Genomic DNA, 21,210 nt, shown 5'->3' with positions numbered 1-21,210 from the left:
ATCGCAGGCGCATCGGCTCAAATCGGGCGACGCCTCAATCCTCGACCGGCAGCGCATCGCCGTGCACGTACCAATCGGCGCGCGACGTCCAGTGCACGTGGGGGTCGGGTGTCGCATCCAGCTTCTCGTCGAACGCGCCGGCGTGGATGATCGCCTCTGGTCCAGGGCCCGTCGAGGCCTCAGCACAGGGCAAGCGCGTTGACCGCCCGTGTCGCCGCGTCTTCCTTGCCGGAGCCGACCAGCTGGCAGACGATGGATTCGAGCTCGCCCGGCTGCTTGCGGCGCGCGACTGCCAGCAATTGCATCAATCCGGCCTCGTCCTTCGACAACCGCCGGCAGGACGGCGGCATGAAGCACAGCTCGCATGGCCGGCCGCTGCGCAGGATTCGGACCAGCGCGGCAGCGCGTGCCACCAGCAGCGGACTGTCGGAGACGCCCGGCGCCTCGTCGGCAAAGCGATAGGCCGCTTCCCAGCAATCGGACGCGCCGGTCGTATAGGCCGCCCCGATGAACCGGAACAGCGACAGTGCGACCCGGCAGAACTCGTCGCAGCTTTCGACGCAGGGACGCATTGCAAGCGCGGCCTGGAGCGGGCAGAGCCGCGGCTGGCCGGCGTCCGGGGCCGTCGCAGAACCGCAAATATCGGAGCTCATGAACGATCTCGTCAGTGCAGCGTCGGGCTTCCGACTAGCCAGCTCTTCATCGCCATGGTGCGGTCATGGTCGAAAGACCTCACCTGGCGGTCGGGCAGGATGAGGCCGGCCATGCGGAAGATCGTCGCGAGCCCCCGCACGGGCGGCAGGGCCCAATCGGCGCCGACCGGCGGCAGCCAGCTCTCGAACCGCTCGCGCACGACGTCGATGCGTTCCTGTTGTGCGGCGGCGATGGCATGCAGGATTTCCCGCTCGCTTTCCGACACGCGCGGGCAGGTCGGGCAGTGCACCTCGATGGCCGTATGGGCCGTGCAGGCGAATATCTCGATGATGGATTCCAGCGAGGCCACGGCATCGCCCACGCGGAAATGGTCGTACACCTCCTGGATGTCGGTGGCGGTCGGAACGGCACCTCCGCTGCGTGCCTTGGCCCGGAATCCCCAGAGGAAGAGCCGTTCCGCCGCGCTCAGGGCGGGCAGGTCGAGAGACCTTGGTGATGTCGATGGATGCATGGAGCCTCTGGCCCTTGGCTGCTCTCACGCCACGGCTGGCGCTGGTTGTCTGCATCGATCGTTCTGCCAGAGCCCCCGCCAAGTCAACGCGCGGAAGGCCGATATCGAGGTGTTCTAGATTTGAAGAGGTTTACGTTCGAATGCAGGGGCCAGGTCGCCGGACGACGACAGCGATGCGCGGCGGCGGGCCCGCGGTGGCCGCCGTCGGAATCGGAATGCTTAAGGCTTTGCTAAGGGGGGCGGGATAAATTGGCATATCTGTACCGCCAATTTTGCGAGCCCCGATGATTTTCTCCCGCATCAGTTTCAAGCTGGTCCTCATTGTCGGCATCAGCCTGCTTGGCATGATCGCGCTGGCACCAATCGCGCTGTCGACCCTGCGCACCCAGATGGTGGCCGATCGCCAGGCCAAGACGCAGCAGATGGTCGACGTCGGCTACGGCATTCTCGCCCATTATCAGAAGCTCGAGAGCGAAGGGAAACTGCCGCGCGAGCAGGCCCAGGCCGCCGCAACGGCCGAGATCAAGAGCTTGCGTTACGACAAGGTCGAATACTTCTGGATCAACGACATGACCCCCAAGATGGTCATGCATCCGATCAAGCCGGAGCTCGACGGCAAGGATCTGTCCGGCATGAAGGATCCCGCCGGCAACGCCCTGTTCCTGGGTTTCGTCGACGTGGTCAAGAAGCAGGGCGCGGGCTTCTACGGCTATCTCTGGCCCAAGCCCGGCTTCGACCAGCCGGTCGGGAAAATCTCCTATGTGAAGGGCTTTGCGCCCTGGGGCTGGATCATCGGCACCGGCATCTATCTCGACGATGTCGACACGGCGTTCCGCCAGAACGCGATGACTTTCGCCTATGTCTGCCTGGCGGTGCTGGTCGTGGTCCTTGCAGCCTCCTTCCTGATCGGCCGCAGCGTCACCGGACCGCTGGCCCGGATCACCGCGCTGACCGAGCGCCTCGCCGCCGGCGACAGCGCCTTCGAGGTGCCCTACATCGATCGTCGCGACGAGGTCGGCGGCCTCGCCAAGGCACTCGCCGTGTTCAAGGACAATGCGTCGGCCGTTCGCCAGATGCATGCCGAGCAGGAAGAGATGAAGCGGAAAGCTGATGACGAAAAGCGCAAGGCGATGACCGACCTCGCCGGCAAGTTCGAGGCGAGCGTCCAAGCCGTCGTCCGCGACGTCTTCAACGAGGCGCGCGCGATGCAGCAGGCCGCGCAGGGCATGTCGGAGACCGCGAACAAGGCGAGCGACCGCGCCAGCTTCGTCGCATCCGCCTGCCAGCAGGCATCGACGAACGTGCAGACTGTGGCCTCCGCCGCCGGTGAGCTGTCGTCCTCGATCTCGGAGATCAGCCAGCGCGTCGCGCAGGCAGCGACCGTGGCCGACAAGGCCGCCGCCGACGGGCAGCGCACCAACGACACCGTGCAGGGGCTGGCTGCGGCCGCGCACAAGATCGGCGAGGTCATCGACCTCATCAACCAGATCGCCTCGCAGACCAATCTGCTCGCGCTCAACGCTACCATCGAGGCGGCGCGGGCCGGTGAGGCCGGCAAGGGTTTTGCGGTGGTCGCGAGCGAAGTAAAATCGCTGGCGAGCCAGACCGCGAAGGCAACCGACGAGATCGGCGCGCAGATCACCGCAATCCAGGCCGAAACCAACCAGGTCGTCGGCAACATCGAAAGCATCCGCGCCACCATCATGGAGGTCAACGAGATCTCCTCGTCGATCGCCGCCGCCGTCGAGGAGCAGGGCGCCGCCACGCAGGCGATCGCCCACAGCGTGCAGGAAGCCGCGTCCGGTACCGACCGGGTCTCGCAGAACATCTCCGGCGTCACCGAGGCCACCGCGGCGACCGGCCAGGCCGCCGGGCTCGTGCTGCAATCGAGCGGGCGGCTGACGCAGAAGCTGCAATCCCTCGAAAACGAGGTAAGCACCTTCGTCGCGGGCGTACGCGCGGCGTAGCGAAACGCACTACGTGGCGCCTGATATTTCCGCGCCGCGGCATCGGCCGCGACGCCGGTGCTGTTTTTCTTGACATGACCTCTGCCGTGCTCGACGTGTAACGACGTCGATCGACGGCACCTGCGTGCCATCGCGAGAAGAAAAGCAACACGGGAAGAACGTCATGAACGCGGGCCGCGACGAGAAGGACGACCTCGCCACCTTTGCGCGGCCCGTGGGACGAGGCCTGGCCGAAAAGCAGGATCTCGATCCCAATCGTTCTGCTGCCGTCTGAGTGAGAGATATCATGTCGTTCAAGAAGCTCCTGATCGCCAATCGCGGCGAGATCGCCATCCGCATCGCGCGTGCTGCGGCCGATGCCGGCATCGCGACGGTTGCGATCCATCCCGCCGACGATGCGCTGTCGCTGCATGTGCGCGCTGCGGACGAGGCGGTCGAAATCCCCGGCCGCGGCGCGCGGGCCTATCTCGACATTGATGCGGTGGTGACGGCGGCGAAAGGCGCCGGCTGCGACGCCGTGCATCCCGGCTATGGCTTCCTCAGCGAGAACGCGGCATTTGCCAAGGCCTGCGCCGATGCAGGTCTTACCTTCGTCGGCCCGAAGCCGGCGGCGCTCGAGCTGTTCGGCGACAAGGTCGCGGCACGGCAATTGGCAAAGCGCTATGGCGTGCCGATCATCGCCGGCACCAGCGGGCCGTCGAGCCTCGAGGAGATCACGGCGTTCTTCACCTCCCTCGGCAGCAACGCGGCGATCGTGATCAAGGCGATGGCCGGCGGCGGCGGCCGCGGCATGCGCGTGGTGGAGAAGGCGTCCGATCTCGCGGAGGCCTATGCGCGCTGCCAGTCGGAGGCCAAGGCCGCCTTCGGCTTCGATGGGGTCTATGCCGAGCGCCTGATCCGGCAGGCGCGCCATATCGAGGTGCAGATCATCGGCGATCGCCACGGCGCCATCTCCCATCTCTGGGAACGCGAATGCACCATCCAGCGCCGGCACCAGAAGCTGGTCGAGGTGGCGCCGAGCCCCTCGCTGAGCGATCCCCTGCGCGGCCGCATCATCGATGCGGCGAGGCAGCTCGCGGCGGCCGCGGCCTACGACAATCTCGGCACGTTCGAGTTCCTGGTCGACGGCACCGCCGAGGACAGCTTTGCCTTCATCGAGGCCAATCCGCGGCTTCAGGTCGAGCACACCGTGACTGAAGAGGTGCTTGGCCTCGATCTCGTCCGCGCCCAGCTCGCCGTCGCTGCGGGGGCTTCGCTGGCGTCCCTCGGCCTCGCGCAGGAATCCATCCCGAAGCCGCGCGGTCATGCCATGCAGCTTCGCGTCAACATGGAGACGCTGGACGTGTCAGGCGCGACGCATCCGACCGGCGGTGTGCTCGCCGTGTTCGAGCCGCCCTCAGGGCCCGGCGTCCGCGTCGACAGTTTCGGTTACGCCGGCTACAAGACCAGCGCCGCCTTCGACTCGCTGCTGGCAAAGGTCATCGTGCATACGCCGGGCGAAGCCTGGCACGATGTGGTCGCCAGGGCATCGCGTGCCTTGCGCGAGTTCCGGATCGACGGCGTCGTCACCAACATCGCCTTCCTCCAGGCGGTGCTGGCGCATCCCGATTTCAGGACCAACCGCATCGCGACCGATTTCATCGACCGCAACATTGCAAAGCTGGTCGAGGCCGCCGATGGCGCGGCCAAGCCGCTCTACTTCGCGGCGGTGGAACGAAGCGGCGCGCACGCTGCTGAGGCGCATGTCGCGCAAGTGGTGCCCGAAGGCGCGGTGATGGTCGCGGCGCCCTTGCAGGGCACCATCGTCACCATTCAGGTGAAGGAAGGCGAGATCGTGCGCCCGGGCCAGCAGCTCGCGGTGATCGAGTCCATGAAGATGGAGCATCTCGTCATGGCCGAGCAGGGCGGCCGGGTCATGAAGCTCGTCGCCGGCGACGGCGTCACGCTGCTGCATGGTGAGCCGATCCTGTATCTGGAGCCGCTCGACGTCGCGGCTGATCGCACGACGGCCGAAGCCGATATCGATCTCGATCACATCCGCCCGGATCTTGCCGAGCTGATCGCCCGTCAGGCCAACACGCTGGATGCGAACCGCCCGGCCGCGGTCGAGCGCCGCCGCAACACCAACCAGCGCACCGCGCGCGAGAACGTCGCCCAGCTCGTCGACGAAGGCTCGTTCATGGAGTACGGCAGCCTTGCGATCGCGGCACAGCGCCGCCGACGCAAGCTCGACGATCTCATCAAGAACACGCCGGCCGACGGCCTCGTCATGGGCGTCGCCACGGTCAACGCCGAGAAGTTCGGCCCCGAGGGCGCACGCTGCGTCGTCGTGGCCTATGACTACACCGTGCTCGCGGGCACGCAGGGCCACATGAACCACAAGAAGATCGACCGCATGCTGACGCTGGCGGAGGATTGGCGCGTGCCGCTGGTGTTCTATGCCGAAGGCGGCGGCGGCCGGCCCGGCGACACCGACCGGCTCGGCATGACCGGGCTCGACGGCCCGTCCTTCGTGCAGTTCGCAAGGCTGTCCGGGCTCGTTCCGGTGGTCGGCGTCGTCTCCGGCTATTGCTTCGCCGGCAACGCCGCGATGCTCGGCTGCTGCGACGTGATCATCGCCACCAAGAACGCCTCGATCGGCATGGGCGGTCCGGCCATGATCGAGGGCGGCGGCCTCGGCGTCTATCACCCGGCCGAGGTCGGCCCAGCCTCGTTCCAGGCGCCGAACGGGGTCATCGACATCCTGGTCGAGGACGAGGAGGAGGCGACGCGTGTCGCGCAGAAATATCTGTCCTACTTCCAGGGCGCGGTGACGGAGTGGGAAGCCGCCGATCAGCGCCTGCTGCGGCGCGCCATCCCCGAGAACCGGCTGCGCGTCTACGACATCCGCAGCGTCATCGACCTCGTCGCCGACAAGGATTCCGTGCTGGAGCTGCGCCGCGACTACGGCGTCGGCATGATCACCGCGCTGATCCGTATCGAAGGCAAACCGTTCGGCCTGATCGCCAACAATCCGCGCCATCTCGGCGGCGCCATCGATGCCGATGCCGGCGATAAGGCCGCGCGCTTCCTGCAGCTCTGCGACGCCTTCGATCTGCCGATCGTCTCGCTCTGCGACACGCCCGGCTTCATGGTCGGTCCGGAGGCCGAGAAGACCGCGATCGTGCGCCACGTCTCGCGCATGTTCGTGACCGGCGCGAGCCTCACCGTGCCCTTGTTCGGCATCGTGCTGCGCAAGGGCTATGGTCTCGGCGCGCAGTCGATGATCGGCGGCGGCTTCCACGCCTCGTTCTTCACCGCGGCCTGGCCGACCGGCGAGTTCGGCGGCATGGGCCTGGAAGGCTATGTCCGCCTCGGCTTCCGCAAGGAGATGGAGGCGATCTCCGATCCCGAGGAGCGCGAGACCTATTATCGCAACAAGGTCGCCGAGCTCTATGCCAACGGGAAGGCGGTCTCGATTGCTTCGGTGTTCGAGATCGACAACGTGATCGACCCCGCCGAGACCCGGCGCTGGATCATGGCCGGCCTGCGGACGGTGCCGAAGCCGCCGGCGCGGACGGCGAAGAAGCGGCCGTGCATCGATACGTGGTGAGGGCGGTGCAGCAATCGGTTCTGCCTGCGCATCTAGGCATTCTGCTTCGATACCGTCATGCCCGGGCAGAAGCGCGAAGCGCGTCTTCGCGCTAGATGTCCCGGGCATCCACGTTCTTTCGCACGCGCGGCAATACGGGGATGGCCGGGACGAAGCCCGGCCATGACGGCGTTGAGGCAGTGTGTCTTCATTCCCCAAAACCGGTTCCCGATTGACATCCCCGCCTGTAGTGCCAGACTTTGCACAATAATACAGGGTGGAGACGTCCGCGATGGCCAGCCTGTCGGCCTCGAACCATGTCGCCCGCGTCTTGTCCGTCGCCAATCATGTGGCCGACGTCGATGCCTCCGCGCGGATTGCCAGTTCCTGGCGGCGGTGCCTCGTCAACCACAAGCTCGATCCGGCGCGGCAGGGACCGCCGCAGACCTTCACCGAGGCCGAGGTTCGGCATGCCGCCGAGCCGATGGAGGAGACGATCAGGCTCGTAACGCCCGAGCTCGACGATCTCGCCCGTGCGCTGCGTGACGCCGGCTATTGCGTCAATCTTGCTGATGCCAATGCAACCATGCTGTTCAGCCGCCTGCCGGGCGAAGCCGACGCACGGATGTTTCTGGACTGGAAGATCTACACGGGCTCGAATTTCGCCGAGACGTTCGAGGGCACCAATGGGCTCGGCACCGCGCTGGCCGAGGAGAAGCCGATCCTGGTGCATCGCGACGAACATTTTCGCGCGCAGTGGCACATGTTCTCCTGCGCCGTGGCGCCCCTGTTCGACCAGGCCGGCCGGCTCGCCGGCGCCGTCAACATCACCTCCTGCCGCGAGGATCTGGAGCGCACCGCGCATCAGCTCGCGCTCGCGGTGACCATGCAGGCGACCCGGCGAATGGAGGGCGCAATCTTCCGGGCCCATTTCCGCAGCGCCTGGATCGCCACCGTGCCCGGTGACGGCGGCAGCGGCCTCATCGCCTATGACGACGACCGCCGCGTCGTCGGCGCCTGCCGCTCCGCCCGTGCGCTGCTGGGCCTCACCGACGGCATGATCGCCTCCGGCATCGACGTGTCCCGCTACGTCCGTTTCGATCATCAGGCCGGGCGCGGCACCGACGAGTTCGTCGAGCTGCGTCGGGCGGATGGCAGTCCGTTGGGCCAGGGGCATCTGGCGCCGCCGATGCGCGCAAGGCCCATCGCACCGCGCCGTGACGCGCCCGTAGATCGCTTCGACGCACTGCATCGGCTCGCCGGCCGCGATCCCGAAATGGTCAAGAGCGTGAAGCGGCTCGGGGCCGTCATCGATCGCGATCTGCCGGTGCTGCTGCAGGGCGAGACCGGCGTCGGCAAGGACGTGTTCGCGCGCGCCATTCACGCGGCGAGCAACCGGGCGCGCAACAATTATGTCGCGCTGAATTGCGCGGCGATGCCGGAGAGCCTGATCGACGCCGAGCTGTTCGGTTACGAGGCCGGCGCCTTCACCGGCGCGCGGCGCGACGGCTCGAAGGGCCTGATCGTGCAGGCCCATGGCGGCACGCTCTTCCTCGACGAGATCGGCGACATGCCGATCGCACTGCAGACGCGTCTGTTGCGCGTGCTGGAGAACCGCGAGGTCTGGCCGCTCGGCGCGCTCAAGCCGGTCGCGGTCGACATCCGCCTGATCAGCGCCACCCACCGCGATCTCGGCCGCATGGCCGAGGAGGGCGCCTTCCGCGCCGATCTCTATTTTCGCCTGCGCGGCCTGGAGGTGCGTTTGCCGGCGCTGCGCGAGCGCGCCGACCGGGACGACATCATTCGCCAGATCGCGCGCGAGGAGGCGTCGAACTGTCGCTTCTCGGACGAAGCGTGGTCGCAGCTCTCGGCGTATCCCTATCCCGGCAATATGCGCCAGCTTCGCCACGTGCTGCGGCTCGCCGGCTGCACCGCGGAAAACGGCGTCATCACCGATGCGGACCTCGATCTGCCGTCGTTCGGCGGACGGACGGCAGAGCCGGATCTTGCCAGTGCCGAACGCGCGACCATCATCGCAGCCTTGCACCGGCACGGCGGCCGCGTCACCGAAGCGGCGCGCGCGCTGAAACTCAGCCGCGCCACGCTTTACCGGAAGATCAAGCTCATGAGGATCGACGCTGGCTCGCGGTAGATCGACCGGCCGAAGCCACCGCGAGTTCCATTGGCAACCTCGCGCGGCGCGCGAATAGTTCTTCAGGACAATCGGTTGCTTGCTGGCTCGAAATAAAGTTCGACCAAGCTCATGCTCGCGGCGGTCATTCTGCAGCAGTCGTCGCTCGGCAGTATGTTGCCGGCGCGAAACCTTGCGTTGAGTCAATGTGTGAGGTGAGCGACTAGGCCTAGCCTGTTCCATACGGCGCAAGATGCGCGCATTTTGGGGCAGGGTCCATGTCGCATATCATTGTCGATCCCGTCGGTTCCTACTCGTGCATCCGCAACCGGTTCCGTCGGCTCGTCTGCCATTTTATCGCAGCCGCGCTGCTCGGAGTGTCATCCTTGTCTGCTCCGGCGTTCGCTCAAGGCGGTCCGATGATGCCTGGAGATGCCGTCGTCACGGGCTTTTCCGGCTTCAAGCCAATCGACATGCAGGGCGCGCCACCCGATCCTCTTGCGCGATTCTTCATCGACGCCGAAGGCAGCTCCATGCAGGTGCTGCGGCTGCAGCCGGACGGAGCGCCGCAGGGGCAGTTGATCCCGGCGCAGCCGGTCATGCAGGTCAATGCAGGACAGATCGGGCAGGTCTTCGCCATCACGCTGGCGCCACCCGTCAACGCCGCGCCAGGCGCTACGCAGGCTGTGCCCGACATCTATCTCGGCGCCACTTCGGCCTTCGGCATCCAGATCGTGAAGCCGGGCTCGACCGGGCAACCGCAGCGAACGCGCATCGGCGACCCTGCGGCGCAGTGGATGGTAGGCCAGTTCGGCACCGCGCTCGGCGGCGGGCCGGGAACCATCTATCGGATTGACGGTCAAACCGGCGCTGCCTCGCTGTTTGCCAGTCTCGACAATTCGGGACCCGGACTGGGCGATGTCGTCTATGACCCGGTCACGCAGCAGTTCCTCGTGTCGGATCTGGACACCGGCCTGATCCATCGGGTCGACGTCAATGGCCAGCTCCTCGACAACTTCGATCACGGCCTCGCCGGGCGGCCCGTTCGTGGTCTTCCGCCAGTGCCGGACGACGGCAAGCGGATGATGATCCAGGATCCCGCCTTCAACAGCGAGAATACGGCGACATGGGGATTCACGCCGCCGCCTCGCATGGTCTATGGCATGGCGGTGTTCGCCGGCCGGTTGTATTACGCGGTCGCTGACAAGCCGGAGATCTGGTCGATCGGTATCCGTCTCGAAGGCGATTTCGCCAACGACCCGCGATGGGAGTTCGACGTGCCGGGCGTGCCGCCAGGCGCACTCGTCACCGATCTTGCCTTCGACAATCAAGGGCGGCTTCTCCTGGCGCTGCGCGGTGCACCGCGCGGCAGTTACGACTATTCTGTCTTCGCCGAAAAAACCAAACAGACCGACGTCAAGCGCTTCCGCCGCGAGGTGCCGGATGATCCGGCTACGCCGGGCTATTGGGTCCCCGCGCCTGAGGAATACGCGATCGGATTCCCCGAGCCTTTCCGCAATGCGAATGGCGGCGTGGCGCTCGGTTATGGCCATGAGCCATCCGGCGCCATCAATCGAAGCTGCTCGTCCTTCGTATGGTCAACCGGCGAGAACCTGCGCAACAACCCGGCGCTCGCTGCCGGCGGTCCGCTCGAGGTGCATGGGTTGCAGGGCAATTCCGCATCTCTGGTGCGGCCACAGAATGCGCCGCCCACCACAAGCTATTTCGTCGACTATGACGGCACGTTCGGAGATCCCGAGCGTGCCGGTCACGTCGGCGATGTCGAGATCTGGCAGACCTGCGACCGCGCAGCCGCCTTGCCGGAAGGCACGGGCGATCTCGGAATGTTCGGTTTCTGGGGCGGCGCGATCTACTGGCCGGTGCTCCCGCCGGATTGGACGCCGCCGCCACCGCCGCCGCCACCCTTCGACTTGCGGCTGGAAAAGAGCGCGCACTCGACGTCTTGCGTGCATCATATGGGACCTGGCTTGTGGTGCCTGTTCACCGTGCGCGTCACCAATCTCGGTCCGGGCGACTATTTCGGCCCAATTGCGGTCGATGACACCCTTCCCGGTGTGCCTCCCGGTGCGACTGTGCACGGCCTGCCGCCGTGGGCCTGCGTGCCGGCTGGTCCAGGCATTCATTGTACGCATCCTGCGATGCTGTTGCATCCAGGCGACAGCGTCGATCTGCTCGTATCGGTGCATCTGTCTCCCAACTTCACCGGTTGCTCGATCAACAACAATGCGGTCATCGCCTGGCCGCCCGGTGGGGGCGACATCAATCCCGGCAACGACGCCGACAGCGACAGCATGGTCGTGCCCGGTCCGAACTGTGGCGGTACGAACCTCCAGATGGAGAAGACGAAATCGGGAACGGACTGTACGGCTGCCGCCGGCATGCTCGATTGCCGCTTTGCCATCATCGTCCACAACACCGGGCCTGGTGCATATTCCGGCAACGTCACGGTGTCCGACACCGTGCCGGCCGGCACGATGGCCTACTTTGATGGCGCGCCGCCCTGGATTTGCGGCGGCGGGCCGCCGACTTACACCTGCACGCTCCCTGGTGCGAACATTCCGCCCGGCGGCGTGGTGCATCTCGTGATGCATGTTCGGCTGCCGCTCGCAGCAGCCGGTCATGTTCAGGGTTGCACGATTCCGAATGAGGCGCGGATCATCTTCCCCGCGAGTGGAAGTGCGCAGAACAGCAATGCTGCCGACGATGTCGGCTTGGCGACGCTCGCCGTGCCGGCAAATATCTGTCCAATCCTGATCTCGGCACCGCAGCCACCACCACCACCGCCGCCGGCGCCAAAGCCCCCGCCGACATGCCCGCCCGGCTACGTGGCCAAGGGTACGAGTTGCGATCCGCGGCAGCCGAGTTGTCCGGCCGGTTGGACGACGACACCGATCGCCGGCGTGTGCTGTCCGCCCGGCCAGCCCTGGAATGGCCGGCAGTGCGGCGAGCGGCCGTCGCCGCCGCCGCCGGCGCGGTGCCAGCCTGGTTGGACACCGACGCCGGTCGCGGGCATGTGCTGTCCTCCCGGCCGGCCCTGGACCGGCAAGCGTTGTGGCCGGGAAGAGCCGCCGCCTGCCGAACGGTGCCGGCCTGGTTGGACACCGACGCCGATCGCGGGCATGTGCTGTCCTCCGGGTCAGCCCTGGACCGGCAAGCGTTGCGGCCGCGAGGAGACTCCGCCTCAGCGCGTCTGTCCGGAAGGGACGGTCGGCACGCCGCCGAACTGCCGGCGCATCGAGCGGCACTGTCCGGCGGGGATGGTCGGCACGCCGCCGGACTGTCGTCGCATCGAGCGGCGCTGTCCCGCCGGGATGGTCGGCACGCCGCCGAACTGTCGTCGCATCGAGCGGCACTGTCCCACCGGGATGGTCGGTACGCCGCCGAACTGTCGACAGGTTCAGCGCAGGTGCCCCAGCGGCATGCAGGGGACTCCGCCAAATTGTCGGTTGATCCCAACACATCGCACTCCGATCGAATGAGTGCGTGGTGTGCCGGCCTTCGTGCCGGCACATTCCGTCCGGCGCTGGATTTGTGGAGGAGTGGCAAATGCGAAACTTGGCTTTCGGGCTGTTCGCGACCTTGCTGGCAGTGATGACCGTTGCTGCGAGTCCATCGCCCGCGTCTGGCCGGCACTATGCTCGGAGCCATGAATACGATCGAATGTACCCATCGTCCGAGCTTTATCGAATGCATCGAATGCAACGGGCTCGCCGACCGCCGCCGCAAGTCCCGCGATGGCCGTGCGATCCCGGACCCCGGGGTGAGTATTGTCGACAGTGGTATTCGCAACATCCGCCAGGAGGGCGCTGATCTGATCCGGAGGCATCCGCCGCAATCCGTCGGCAGCACAGGACCAGCAACACAATCGCGGACGCTTGATGGTGAGCTGCAATGAACACTGGATTCATCGCTCGGCCGAGTCGTAGGGCTCTCTTGCGGATCATGCTCGTCGTGGCCGCTGCCAGTGTCGGTGCGGCGGAGGCGCGGCAGGTGCACCCGGTACCGACCTCCAGGTCGGGTGCCGGTTACGACGGATATTGGAATGTCCTCATCATGACCGAGACCGGCACATGTGATCGCACCTATGGTTTTCCTGTCCAGATCGCGGGTGGGCGCGTGCTGTCAGGAGGCGTGGCCGAGGTTGCAGGCAGCGTCGGTCGCAACGGCCCTGTCGTCGTGCGGGTGTCATCCGGTGGTTCGTATGCCAACGCTCGCGGCAGGCTTGGGGCTGGTTTCGGCAGCGGCCGCTGGAGCGGCCGCGGGTCTGCAGGCTTCTGCGGCGGCCGCTGGCAAGCGAGGCGGGGTTAGGTCCGTCTGACCTGCGATCGGACTTGGGCAGGCGGCGCCCCGCTCGGACCCGAGAACGAACCATTCGAGACGGCGCACTTGATCTGCGCGGTGGGTCGCCACAATCCATGGGGTCCATGCGCGGGTTCCCGGCGTTTGCTGGCCGGCCGCCCCGCTGCCGCCTGCGGTGCTTCCGACATACATGTCCCCGCATCGTAGGAGAGAGGAGACGGCTCGATGGAGGAGATCGAAGTCTTTCTGGCTGTCGTCGAGGCCGGCAGCCAGACCGCGGCTGCGCGGCGGTTGGGGCGCTCGCTCCAGTCGGTCAACCGGGCGCTGGCTGCGCTGGAACGCAGCGTCGGGGTCGAGCTGGTGCGGCGGACCACGCGGCAGTCGGTGGCGACGGAGGCGGGGCTTGCGTTCTATCGCCGCGTCAAGCCAGCCTTTGCCGAGATCGGCGAAGCGCGTCTGGAGGCGGCCAACCGCCGTATCGAGCCGTCGGGGTTGCTCAGGATCGCCGCGCCGATCCAGTTCGGGGCCACCCATGTCGTGCCGGCGATTGCCGAGTTCATGGCGCGCTTTCCGCAGATCGAGGCCGACGTCAACATGTCCGACCGGCCCATCGACGTCGTCGGTGACGGCTTCGATCTCGCCGTCCGGATCAGGGAATTGCCCGACTCCTCGCTCAAGACTCGGCGGCTGGGAGAGTTGCGCACGGTTGTCTACGGCGCGCCCGATTATTTCAAGCGCCACGGCCGCCCGCGCCAGCCCGGCGATCTTGCCGATCATCAATGCATCCTGCGCAGGACTGCTCAGGGCGAAGCCGATATTTGGCGGTTTCGGATCGACGGCCGCTTGACCACGGTACAGGTGAATGGCCGTTTTCGCACCGACAGCACCACGGCGGCGCATGCTGCCGCTCGTCATGGCATCGGTGTCGGATATGGTCCGTTCTGGCAGATCCGCGATCTCGTCGACCAGGAGGCTCTCGAAATCGTGCTCGCGGATTTCGAGGCACCGCGAACGCCCGTGCGTGCAGTGTTTCCACCCAGCGCCATACCGCCGGCCAAGACGCATCTCTTCGTCGATCTCCTGGCCGAGAGGCTGAAGCTCGAGCGGCTTTGAGCGACGTCCGGAACGCATTCTACCGATTGGTGGGAATGTCTATCTCGCGCCGCGCCCGTTGTCCCGGCGCCGGGGCCATCGCAGCTTGACGCGCAAGGGCACTTTCGCCCTGCGAGAAGGACTGCGCCATGACTCCCAACAGACGGACACTGCTCCATGCGGGCGTCGGCGTCACCGCGACGCTGGCTTCCGCTGCTCTTGCCGGACAGCCGCCCGGAACGCGCGATTCGCAATCGCCCGGGCCCCTGCTCGCGAGCGATGCAGAATCTCGCGCGGCGGCCGCGCAGGATTTCGGCCACATCGTGGATAGACGGCCTCGGGCCGTCTGCAAGCCGGCGACGAGCGGCGAGGTCGCTGACATCATGCGCTGGGCCAAAGACCAGGGGTTGAAGGTTGCGGCGCGCGGGCAGGGTCACGCAACCTACGGCCGGGCCATGGCCGAGGACGGCATCGTGATGGATCTCGGCATGCTGGCCACGATCCATTGGATCGAGCCGGATCGCGTCGTGGTCGATGCCGGTGCGACCTGGCACAAGGTGGTGGATGCGACCTTGGCCAAAGGGCTCGTTCCGCCGGTCCTGACCAATTACCTCGAACTGTCCGTCGGCGGCACGCTTGCCGTCGGGGGAATCGGGGGATCCTCATCCCGGTACGGTCTCCAGACCGATCAGGTTCTGGAACTCGACGTCGTCACCGGCGAAGGCGTGGAACTGACCTGTTCGCCGACCTCGCATCCCGAGCTCTTCGATGCGGTTCGAGCCGGACTTGCGCAATGCGCGATCATCGTCAAAGCGACGCTTCGGTTGATGCGCGCACCCGAGCGGGTTCGCCGATTTCAGCTGTCCTATCCCGACCTTGCCTCGCTCACGGCAGATCAACGGCGCGTTCTGGAAGAGGCGCGCTTTGATCAGTTGCAGGGGGCTGTCGTGCCCGACGGCACCGGCGGCTGGCGCTATCAATTGGAGGCGGGCGTCTTCTACGACGGCAAGTTGCCTGATGACGAGGCCTTGCTCGCGGGCCTGGCGGACAAGCGCGAGACCGTCTCCGACCTGACTTTCGGCGAGGACGCGAACGCGTTCGCCAAGCTCGAGAAGATCCTGCGGGCGAACGGCCAATGGCTCAATCCGCATCCCTGGCTCCTGACCTATCTGCCGGGCAGCAACGCGCCGAAGATCGCGAGCGATGTCATTGCCGAACTGAACAGCGATGATCTGGGCCCGTTCGGGCGCATCACCTGCTATCCGATGTTCACTGACCGATGCCGCACGCCTCTGCTTCGGCTTCCTGACGAAGGCGTTGTGTTTCCGTTCAATTTGATCCGTATCCCGGCGTCGGCAGACAGAGCGAATGCGGAGCGGCTGGTCATGCGAAACCGCGAGCTCTATGAGCGTATTCGCAGCGCAGGTGGGGTGTTGTATCCAGTGAGCGCGTTTCCGATGTCGTCCAGCGATTGGACGGATCATTTCGGTGCGCGATGGCCGCTCTTGCGCAAAGCCAAGCAGAGGCATGATCCCGGCAGCCTTCTCACTCCGGGCTATGAGCTGTTCTAGATCGCCGATCCGGCATCGGCCGCGGCATCGTCAGGAGAAATCCGTCCAGCTCAAATGCCGCGCGTCGAGGTCGCCGATCGTCACGCCCTCGCGCATCTCCCGCGGCGTATGGAAGTTGCTGCGCAAGTACACGAGCGGCGTCGTCATGGCCGAATGCGAGACGTCGCGCACCTCGCCGACGAAGATCGAATGCGTGCTGGTCTCGAACTCCTGCGCCAGCACGCAGTCGAACGCGGCGACCGCGTCGCTCAGCACCGGGGCGCCGGTCGCGCCGCGCCTCCACTGCCCGAAGGCGAAGCGGTCGTCGCCGTTGATGCCCTTCTGGCCGCTGAAGGTGAGCGCGAGCAGCGCGTGATCCTCGTGCAGGAAGTTGATCGCAAACGCGCCTTCCTCGCGGATGCGCGCATGGGCGCTGGCATTGCGGTTGACGCAGACGATCAGCGAGGGCGGATTGTCCGACAGCGAGCAGGCCGACGTCACCGTCAATCCCGTGCGCTTGCCGTGCTCGGCCCCCACCGTCACCAGTGCCACCGCGCCGGCGCATTGGCGCATCGCCTGCTTGAAGTCCTTGGCATCGACCGTCACGCCGACATCTCCGAAATGAATGCGGGTGCGGCACGATCGCGCCGCACCCGCGATGCGTCAAGCCGCCTTCTTTGCGGAGCCGAGGTGCGCAAGGCGCGGCATCACCTCGTTCTTCAATAGCGCGAGCGAGTGGTGCCACGCTTCCGGCTTGTGCTTGTAATCGAAGCCGAACACGCAGAGCACGCCGAAGCCGCCAACCTCGTCGTAGATCTTCTCGATCTTCTCGGCGACCGTCGCGGGCGAGCCGACGATCCAGTTCCGCTTGGCGCAATATTCGACCGTGACGTCGCTGTCGGGCACGTCGGGCGCGTGCTTCAGATAGTCCTTGAAGCCGAAATGGCCGAGCAGCGGCAGGAAGTACTCACCCATCATCCGGCCCATCATGTCGCCGGTCGAGAGCTTCCATGCCTCATCATCGGTGTCGGCAACGAACACCTCGCGCACCAGCCGCCAGTCCTGCCGGTTCGGCTTGCGCCCGGTCTTGGCGGCCCCGATCTCGACCGAGTCCCAATGGCTGGAGACATAGGCCGGGTTGAGGTTGAGGCTCATCGGGATGAAGCCGCGCTCGCCGGCGAGCTTCAGCGTGTCCGAGTTCTTCGACAGCCCGGCGACGCCGATCGGCGGATGCGGTGCCTGCAGCGGCTTGATGTGCGGCTTGAGGAAGTCGAACATCGTGTCCGGCTTGGAGACCGTCCAGAACTTGCCTTTGTAGGTCCAGGGCGCGGGATCGCTCCACATCTTCAGGATGATCTCCAGCGCCTCGCGGGTCATGTCGCGGTTCTGCCCGCTCATGCCGTCGACGTTGAACATCGCCCAGTCGCTCGGCAGGCCGGATGCGGCGACGCCGAAATTGAGCCGGCCCTCGGAGAGATGGTCCAGCATCGCGACGCGGTTGGCGAGCTCGGCCGGGTGGTGATAGGGCAGCAGGAAGCCGCCCGGTCCGATGCGAAGCTTCTTGGTCTGCATCAGCGCCTGCGCGATCAAGAGGTCGGGCGTGGGATTGGGTTCCCAGGGCGCGGTGTGATGCTCGCCGATCCAGGCTTCCTGATAGCCGAGCTCGTCGAGCCAGCGCAGGACCTGCAGATCCCAATCGTGTCCTTCCTTCAGGCCGCACTCCGGCGGATGCGAAGGCATCGTGAAATAGCCGATCTCCATGGGTTTCCTCATCTGATGTTGACGCGTCTTGTCGCGCGTTGACGGAGTTGAGCGGAGAGGCTTCAGCAAGCGCTGTGCCAGCGCCATGGAGGCTCGAATTGGAGAGAAAGGGCTGGTTTGCCCGCGCAATAGCCGGTATCTCGACCAAGGCCCGCACGAGTTCGTCTCATTGTCGCGAGACGGCGTCTTGCAGGTGAGACAATAGATGAGACAAGAACCTGACCGTGGACGAGGGCAGTTTCGCATGACCGATCCCGCTTATGTCGCGGTGGACTGGGGCACCAGCAGTTTTCGCCTGTGGCTTGTCGATCGTGCCGGCCAGGTGCTGGCCGAACGCCGCAGCGATGAAGGCATGCTGGCCGCCGCCAAGACCGGCTTTCCCGCGGTGCTGCAATCGCATCTCGCGGCGGTCGAGGCGCCGGATCATCTGCCGGTTCTCGTCTGCGGCATGGCCGGCGCCAAGACTGGCTGGATCGAGGCCGGCTATGTCGACACGCCGGCGCCGCTTTCCGCCGTCCTGAACCAGGCCGTGCACGTGCCCGGACAGGCGCGCGACATCCGCATCCTGCCCGGCATCGCACAGCGCGATGCGGCCGCGCCCGACGTCATGCGCGGCGAGGAAACGCAGCTGCTGGGCGCGCTCGGCCTCGATGCGGTGGGCGAGGCGCTGGTCTGCATGCCCGGCACGCATTCGAAATGGGTGCGCGTCAGGGGCGGCATCGTCGAACGCTTCTCCACCTTCATGACCGGCGAGCTTTTCAGCGTCGTCGCGCGCGAGACCATCCTGTCGCTCGCGGTCGCGGGCGCCGACGAAGCCGAGGACGTCGCGAGCTTCAAGACGGCGGTCAAGGCCGCGTACGCGGCGCCGGCCTTCGCCGCGAATCTCCTGTTCACGGCGCGCTCGCGCCAGCTGTTGTTCGGCGGCACGCCGGCTGCGGCGCGCGAGACGCTGTCGGGCACGCTGATCGGCGCCGAGCTGGCCGCCGGCCTTTCCGGCGCGGTGCCGCAAGCCGGTGTTACGCTGATTGTCTCGGGCCGGCTTGCGATGCTGTACCGGCAAGCCTTCGATGCGCTGTCGGTCGCGGTGCAGCCGGTCGATGCGGACGAAGCCGTCCGCCGCGGCCTGTCGATGGCGGCTGCTGCGATCTGGACGAAATAGAAGGATATTCGAGATGAGCGTTGCCTTTCCGTCGATGAAGCGGCCGCTGGTCGCGATCCTGCGCGGCGTCAAGCCCGAGGAGACCGAGGCCATCGTCGGCGTCCTGATCGAAGCCGGCTTGACCGCGATCGAGATTCCGCTGAACTCGCCCGATCCGTTCCGCTCGATCGCGATGGCGGTGAAGCAGGCGCCATCAGGCGTGTTGATCGGCGCCGGCACGGTGCTGTCCACCGCGGATGTCGATCGCCTCAACGACGTCGGCGGTAGGCTGATGGTCTCGCCGAACCTGGACACGCAGGTGCTGGTGCGTGCACATCAATACGCCATGGTCACGCTGCCCGGCGTGTTCTCCCCGACCGAGGCCCTGCTTGCCGCGCGCTCCGGCGCGTCGGGCCTGAAATTCTTTCCGGCGAGCGTGCTTGGTGCCGCCGGCATCGCCGCGATCCGCGCCGTGTTGCCCTCAGGCGTGATGATCGCCGCCGTCGGCGGCGTCTCCGACCAGAATTTTGCCGAGTACATCAAGGGCGGCGTGACCGCGTTCGGGCTCGGCTCCAGCCTCTACAAGCCCGGCATGAGCGCCGCCGATGTCGCCGCGCGTGCCAAGGCGACGGTCGAAGCTTACGATCGGGCGATTGCGAAAGGCTGAGCCGCAATAAACCAGCTGTGAACCCGTCACCGCCTATTGTGCCTCATATTGCCGCAATGCCGATGTTGACGCATCGCGCAGTGTGACCGGCGCAGCAGGAGACCGACATGGCGATCAACAACGTGGCCGATCTGTTCGTGGCAACGCTCGAGCAGGCCGGCGTCAAGCGCATCTATGGCATCGTCGGCGACAGCCTGAATGCGCTGACCGAGGCGCTGCGCCGCCGCGGCACGATCGAATGGATCCATGTCCGCCACGAGGAGGTCGCCGCCTTCGCCGCCGCCGGCGAGGCCGAGATGACCGGCAGCCTCGCGGTGTGCGCGGGCTCCTGCGGTCCCGGCAATCTGCATCTGATCAACGGGCTGTTCGACGCGCATCGCAGCCGCGTGCCCGTGCTGGCCATCGCGGCGCAGATCCCGACCGCCGAGATCGGCGGCGGCTATTTCCAGGAGACGCATCCGCAGAACCTGTTCCGCGAATGCAGCCATTATTGCGAGCTGGTGTCCGACCCCAGCCAGCTTCCTTTCGTGCTGGAGAATGCGATCCGTGCGGCGGTGGGCCTGCGCGGCGTCGCCGTCGTCGCCATGCCGGGCGATGTCGCATTCCGCAGCCCGCCGAAGCGCGCGCTGTCGACGACGCGCGGCCTTGGCGTGGTGGCGCCGAAGGTGGTGCCGCAGGCCGGTGAGCTCGAGGCGCTCGCGGATCTCCTCAACGGTGCCGAGCGCGTCACCCTGTTCTGCGGCCGCGGCTGCGCCGGTGCGCATGCGCCTCTGATGCAGCTCGCCGAGGCGCTGAAGAGCCCGATCGTGCATGCGCTGGGCGGCAAGGAGCACGTCGAGTACGACAACCCCTACGACGTCGGCATGACCGGCTTCATCGGCTTCTCCTCGGGCTATGCCGCCATGCACGCCTGCGACACGCTGGTGATGCTCGGCACCGATTTTCCCTACAAGCAGTTCTTCCCGACCGATTGCCAGATCGCGCAGATCGACATCCGCCCGGAGAACCTTGGACGACGCTGCAAGATCGATCTCGGCCTCGTCGGCGACGTTAGGCTCACCATCGAGGCCCTGCTGCCGCTCTTGAAATCGAAGACGCAGCGCAGGCATCTCGACGACGCCGTCGCGCACTACAAGAAGGCGCGCGAGGGCCTGGACTCGCTCGCCAGGGGCACGCCAGGGAGCAAGCCGATCCATCCGCAATATCTCGCCAAGGTCATCAGCGACCATGCCTCCGACGACGCGGTGTTCACCGCCGATGTCGGCACGCCGACGGTGTGGGCTGCGCGCTATCTCGACATGAACGGCCGCCGCCGGCTGATCGGCTCCTTCGTGCACGGCTCGATGGCCAATGCGATGCCGCAGGCGATCGGCGCGCAGGCAGCTCAGCCTGGCCGGCAGGTCATCTCGCTTTCCGGCGACGGCGGCTTCACCATGCTGATGGGCGACCTGATCACGCTGACGCAGGAGAAGCTGCCGGTGAAGGTGGTCGTCTTCAACAACGGCGTGCTCGGTTTTGTCGCGCTGGAGATGAAGGCGGCCGGCTTCGTCGACACCAATGTCGACCTCGAGAACCCGGATTTCGCGGCGATGGCGCGTGCGATGGGGATTTTTGCCAAACGCGTCGAGGATCCGGGCGAGCTTCCCGGTGCGGTCAAGGAGATGCTGGCGCATGACGGGCCGGCGCTGCTCGACGTCGTCACGGCCAAGCAGGAGCTGTCGATGCCACCGACCATCACCGCCGAGCAGGTCAAGGGCTTCAGCCTCTGGGTCTTGCGCGCGGTGATGAACGGCCGCGGCGACGAGGTGCTGGATCTTGCGAAGACGAATCTGCTGCCGCGATAGTTCG

15 protein-coding genes are annotated in these 21,210 nt (G+C 66.3%); 10 read left to right on the top strand and 5 right to left on the bottom strand.

Translation table 11 applies throughout. The annotated features are described in order from the left end of the window. Positions 1–34 precede the first annotated feature (34 nt). From WI560_RS27040 to WI560_RS27030, 3 genes are read right to left on the bottom strand one after another with little or no spacing between them, the layout of a single operon-like run. A complete protein-coding gene (locus WI560_RS27040; RefSeq protein WP_375305639.1) occupies positions 35–193 on the bottom strand; it encodes a hypothetical protein in 159 nt (52 codons plus the stop codon). Beyond that, positions 180–653: a hypothetical protein gene (locus tag WI560_RS27035; RefSeq protein WP_375305638.1), complete on the bottom strand. Its 474-nt coding sequence runs from the start codon at positions 651–653 to the stop codon at positions 180–182. Before WI560_RS27035 ends, WI560_RS27040 begins: the two co-directional genes overlap by 14 nt. Positions 654–664: 11 nt before the next feature. After that, entirely contained in the window at positions 665–1,165 is a 501-nt protein-coding gene (locus WI560_RS27030; protein WP_375305637.1) for a hypothetical protein, read from the bottom strand. Positions 1,166–1,449: 284 nt separating this feature from the next. Between WI560_RS27030 and WI560_RS27025 the strand changes: the two genes are divergently transcribed. The 7 genes from WI560_RS27025 (at position 1,450) to WI560_RS26995 (ending at position 15,817) form a co-directional block, all read left to right on the top strand. After that, positions 1,450–3,132 carry a methyl-accepting chemotaxis protein gene (locus WI560_RS27025; RefSeq protein WP_375305636.1) on the top strand — a complete coding sequence of 561 codons (1,683 nt, stop codon included), beginning with the start codon at positions 1,450–1,452 and terminating at the stop codon, positions 3,130–3,132. Between the two features lie 286 nt (positions 3,133–3,418). After that, positions 3,419–6,724, top strand: a complete 3,306-nt coding sequence (locus WI560_RS27020) for a carboxyl transferase domain-containing protein (protein ID WP_375305635.1) — start codon at positions 3,419–3,421, stop codon at positions 6,722–6,724. A 271-nt stretch (positions 6,725–6,995) separates the two neighbouring features. Further along, entirely contained in the window at positions 6,996–8,855 is a 1,860-nt protein-coding gene (locus tag WI560_RS27015; protein WP_375305634.1) for a sigma-54-dependent Fis family transcriptional regulator, read from the top strand. 398 nt (positions 8,856–9,253) lie between these two features. Continuing rightward, positions 9,254–12,334 (top strand): hypothetical protein, encoded by a 3,081-nt coding sequence (locus WI560_RS27010; protein WP_375305633.1) that lies wholly within the window; start codon positions 9,254–9,256, stop codon positions 12,332–12,334. 167 nt (positions 12,335–12,501) lie between these two features. Beyond that, on the top strand, positions 12,502–12,750 hold the full coding sequence (locus WI560_RS27005; RefSeq protein ID WP_375305632.1) for a hypothetical protein: 249 nt from the start codon (positions 12,502–12,504) through the stop codon (positions 12,748–12,750). A 629-nt stretch (positions 12,751–13,379) separates the two neighbouring features. Beyond that, on the top strand, positions 13,380–14,267 hold the full coding sequence (locus WI560_RS27000; protein WP_375305631.1) for a LysR family transcriptional regulator: 888 nt from the start codon (positions 13,380–13,382) through the stop codon (positions 14,265–14,267). 362 nt (positions 14,268–14,629) lie between these two features. Continuing rightward, positions 14,630–15,817, top strand: a complete 1,188-nt coding sequence (locus tag WI560_RS26995; RefSeq protein WP_375305630.1) for an FAD-binding protein — start codon at positions 14,630–14,632, stop codon at positions 15,815–15,817. Between the two features lie 30 nt (positions 15,818–15,847). Here WI560_RS26995 and WI560_RS26990 read toward each other — a convergent pair whose 3' ends face one another. Together WI560_RS26990 and WI560_RS26985 are read right to left on the bottom strand one after the other, a co-directional pair. Beyond that, positions 15,848–16,402, bottom strand: a complete 555-nt coding sequence (locus WI560_RS26990; RefSeq protein WP_375305629.1) for a flavin reductase family protein — start codon at positions 16,400–16,402, stop codon at positions 15,848–15,850. A gap of 57 nt (positions 16,403–16,459) precedes the next feature. After that, complete coding sequence (locus WI560_RS26985) at positions 16,460–17,557, bottom strand: LLM class flavin-dependent oxidoreductase (protein ID WP_375308922.1); 1,098 nt, start codon at positions 17,555–17,557, stop codon at positions 16,460–16,462. A 244-nt stretch (positions 17,558–17,801) separates the two neighbouring features. On the opposite strand from WI560_RS26985, the gene WI560_RS26980 reads away from it, so the two are divergent. The 3 genes from WI560_RS26980 (at position 17,802) to poxB (ending at position 21,206) form a co-directional block, all read left to right on the top strand. Further along, on the top strand, positions 17,802–18,716 hold the full coding sequence (locus WI560_RS26980) for a 2-dehydro-3-deoxygalactonokinase (protein ID WP_375305628.1): 915 nt from the start codon (positions 17,802–17,804) through the stop codon (positions 18,714–18,716). A gap of 13 nt (positions 18,717–18,729) precedes the next feature. Beyond that, positions 18,730–19,362: a 2-dehydro-3-deoxy-6-phosphogalactonate aldolase gene (locus WI560_RS26975; RefSeq protein ID WP_375305627.1), complete on the top strand. Its 633-nt coding sequence runs from the start codon at positions 18,730–18,732 to the stop codon at positions 19,360–19,362. Between the two features lie 107 nt (positions 19,363–19,469). Continuing rightward, positions 19,470–21,206: a ubiquinone-dependent pyruvate dehydrogenase gene (poxB, locus tag WI560_RS26970; protein ID WP_375305626.1), complete on the top strand. Its 1,737-nt coding sequence runs from the start codon at positions 19,470–19,472 to the stop codon at positions 21,204–21,206. The last annotated feature ends 4 nt before the right edge of the window (positions 21,207–21,210 follow it).

Source organism: Bradyrhizobium sp. A11 (genome assembly GCF_042077125.1).
In the GTDB taxonomy this organism is placed as follows: domain Bacteria; phylum Pseudomonadota; class Alphaproteobacteria; order Rhizobiales; family Xanthobacteraceae; genus Bradyrhizobium; species Bradyrhizobium japonicum_B.
Note: the sequence above shows the minus strand (reverse complement) of the source record. Positions and strands in the feature narration are given on the sequence as shown.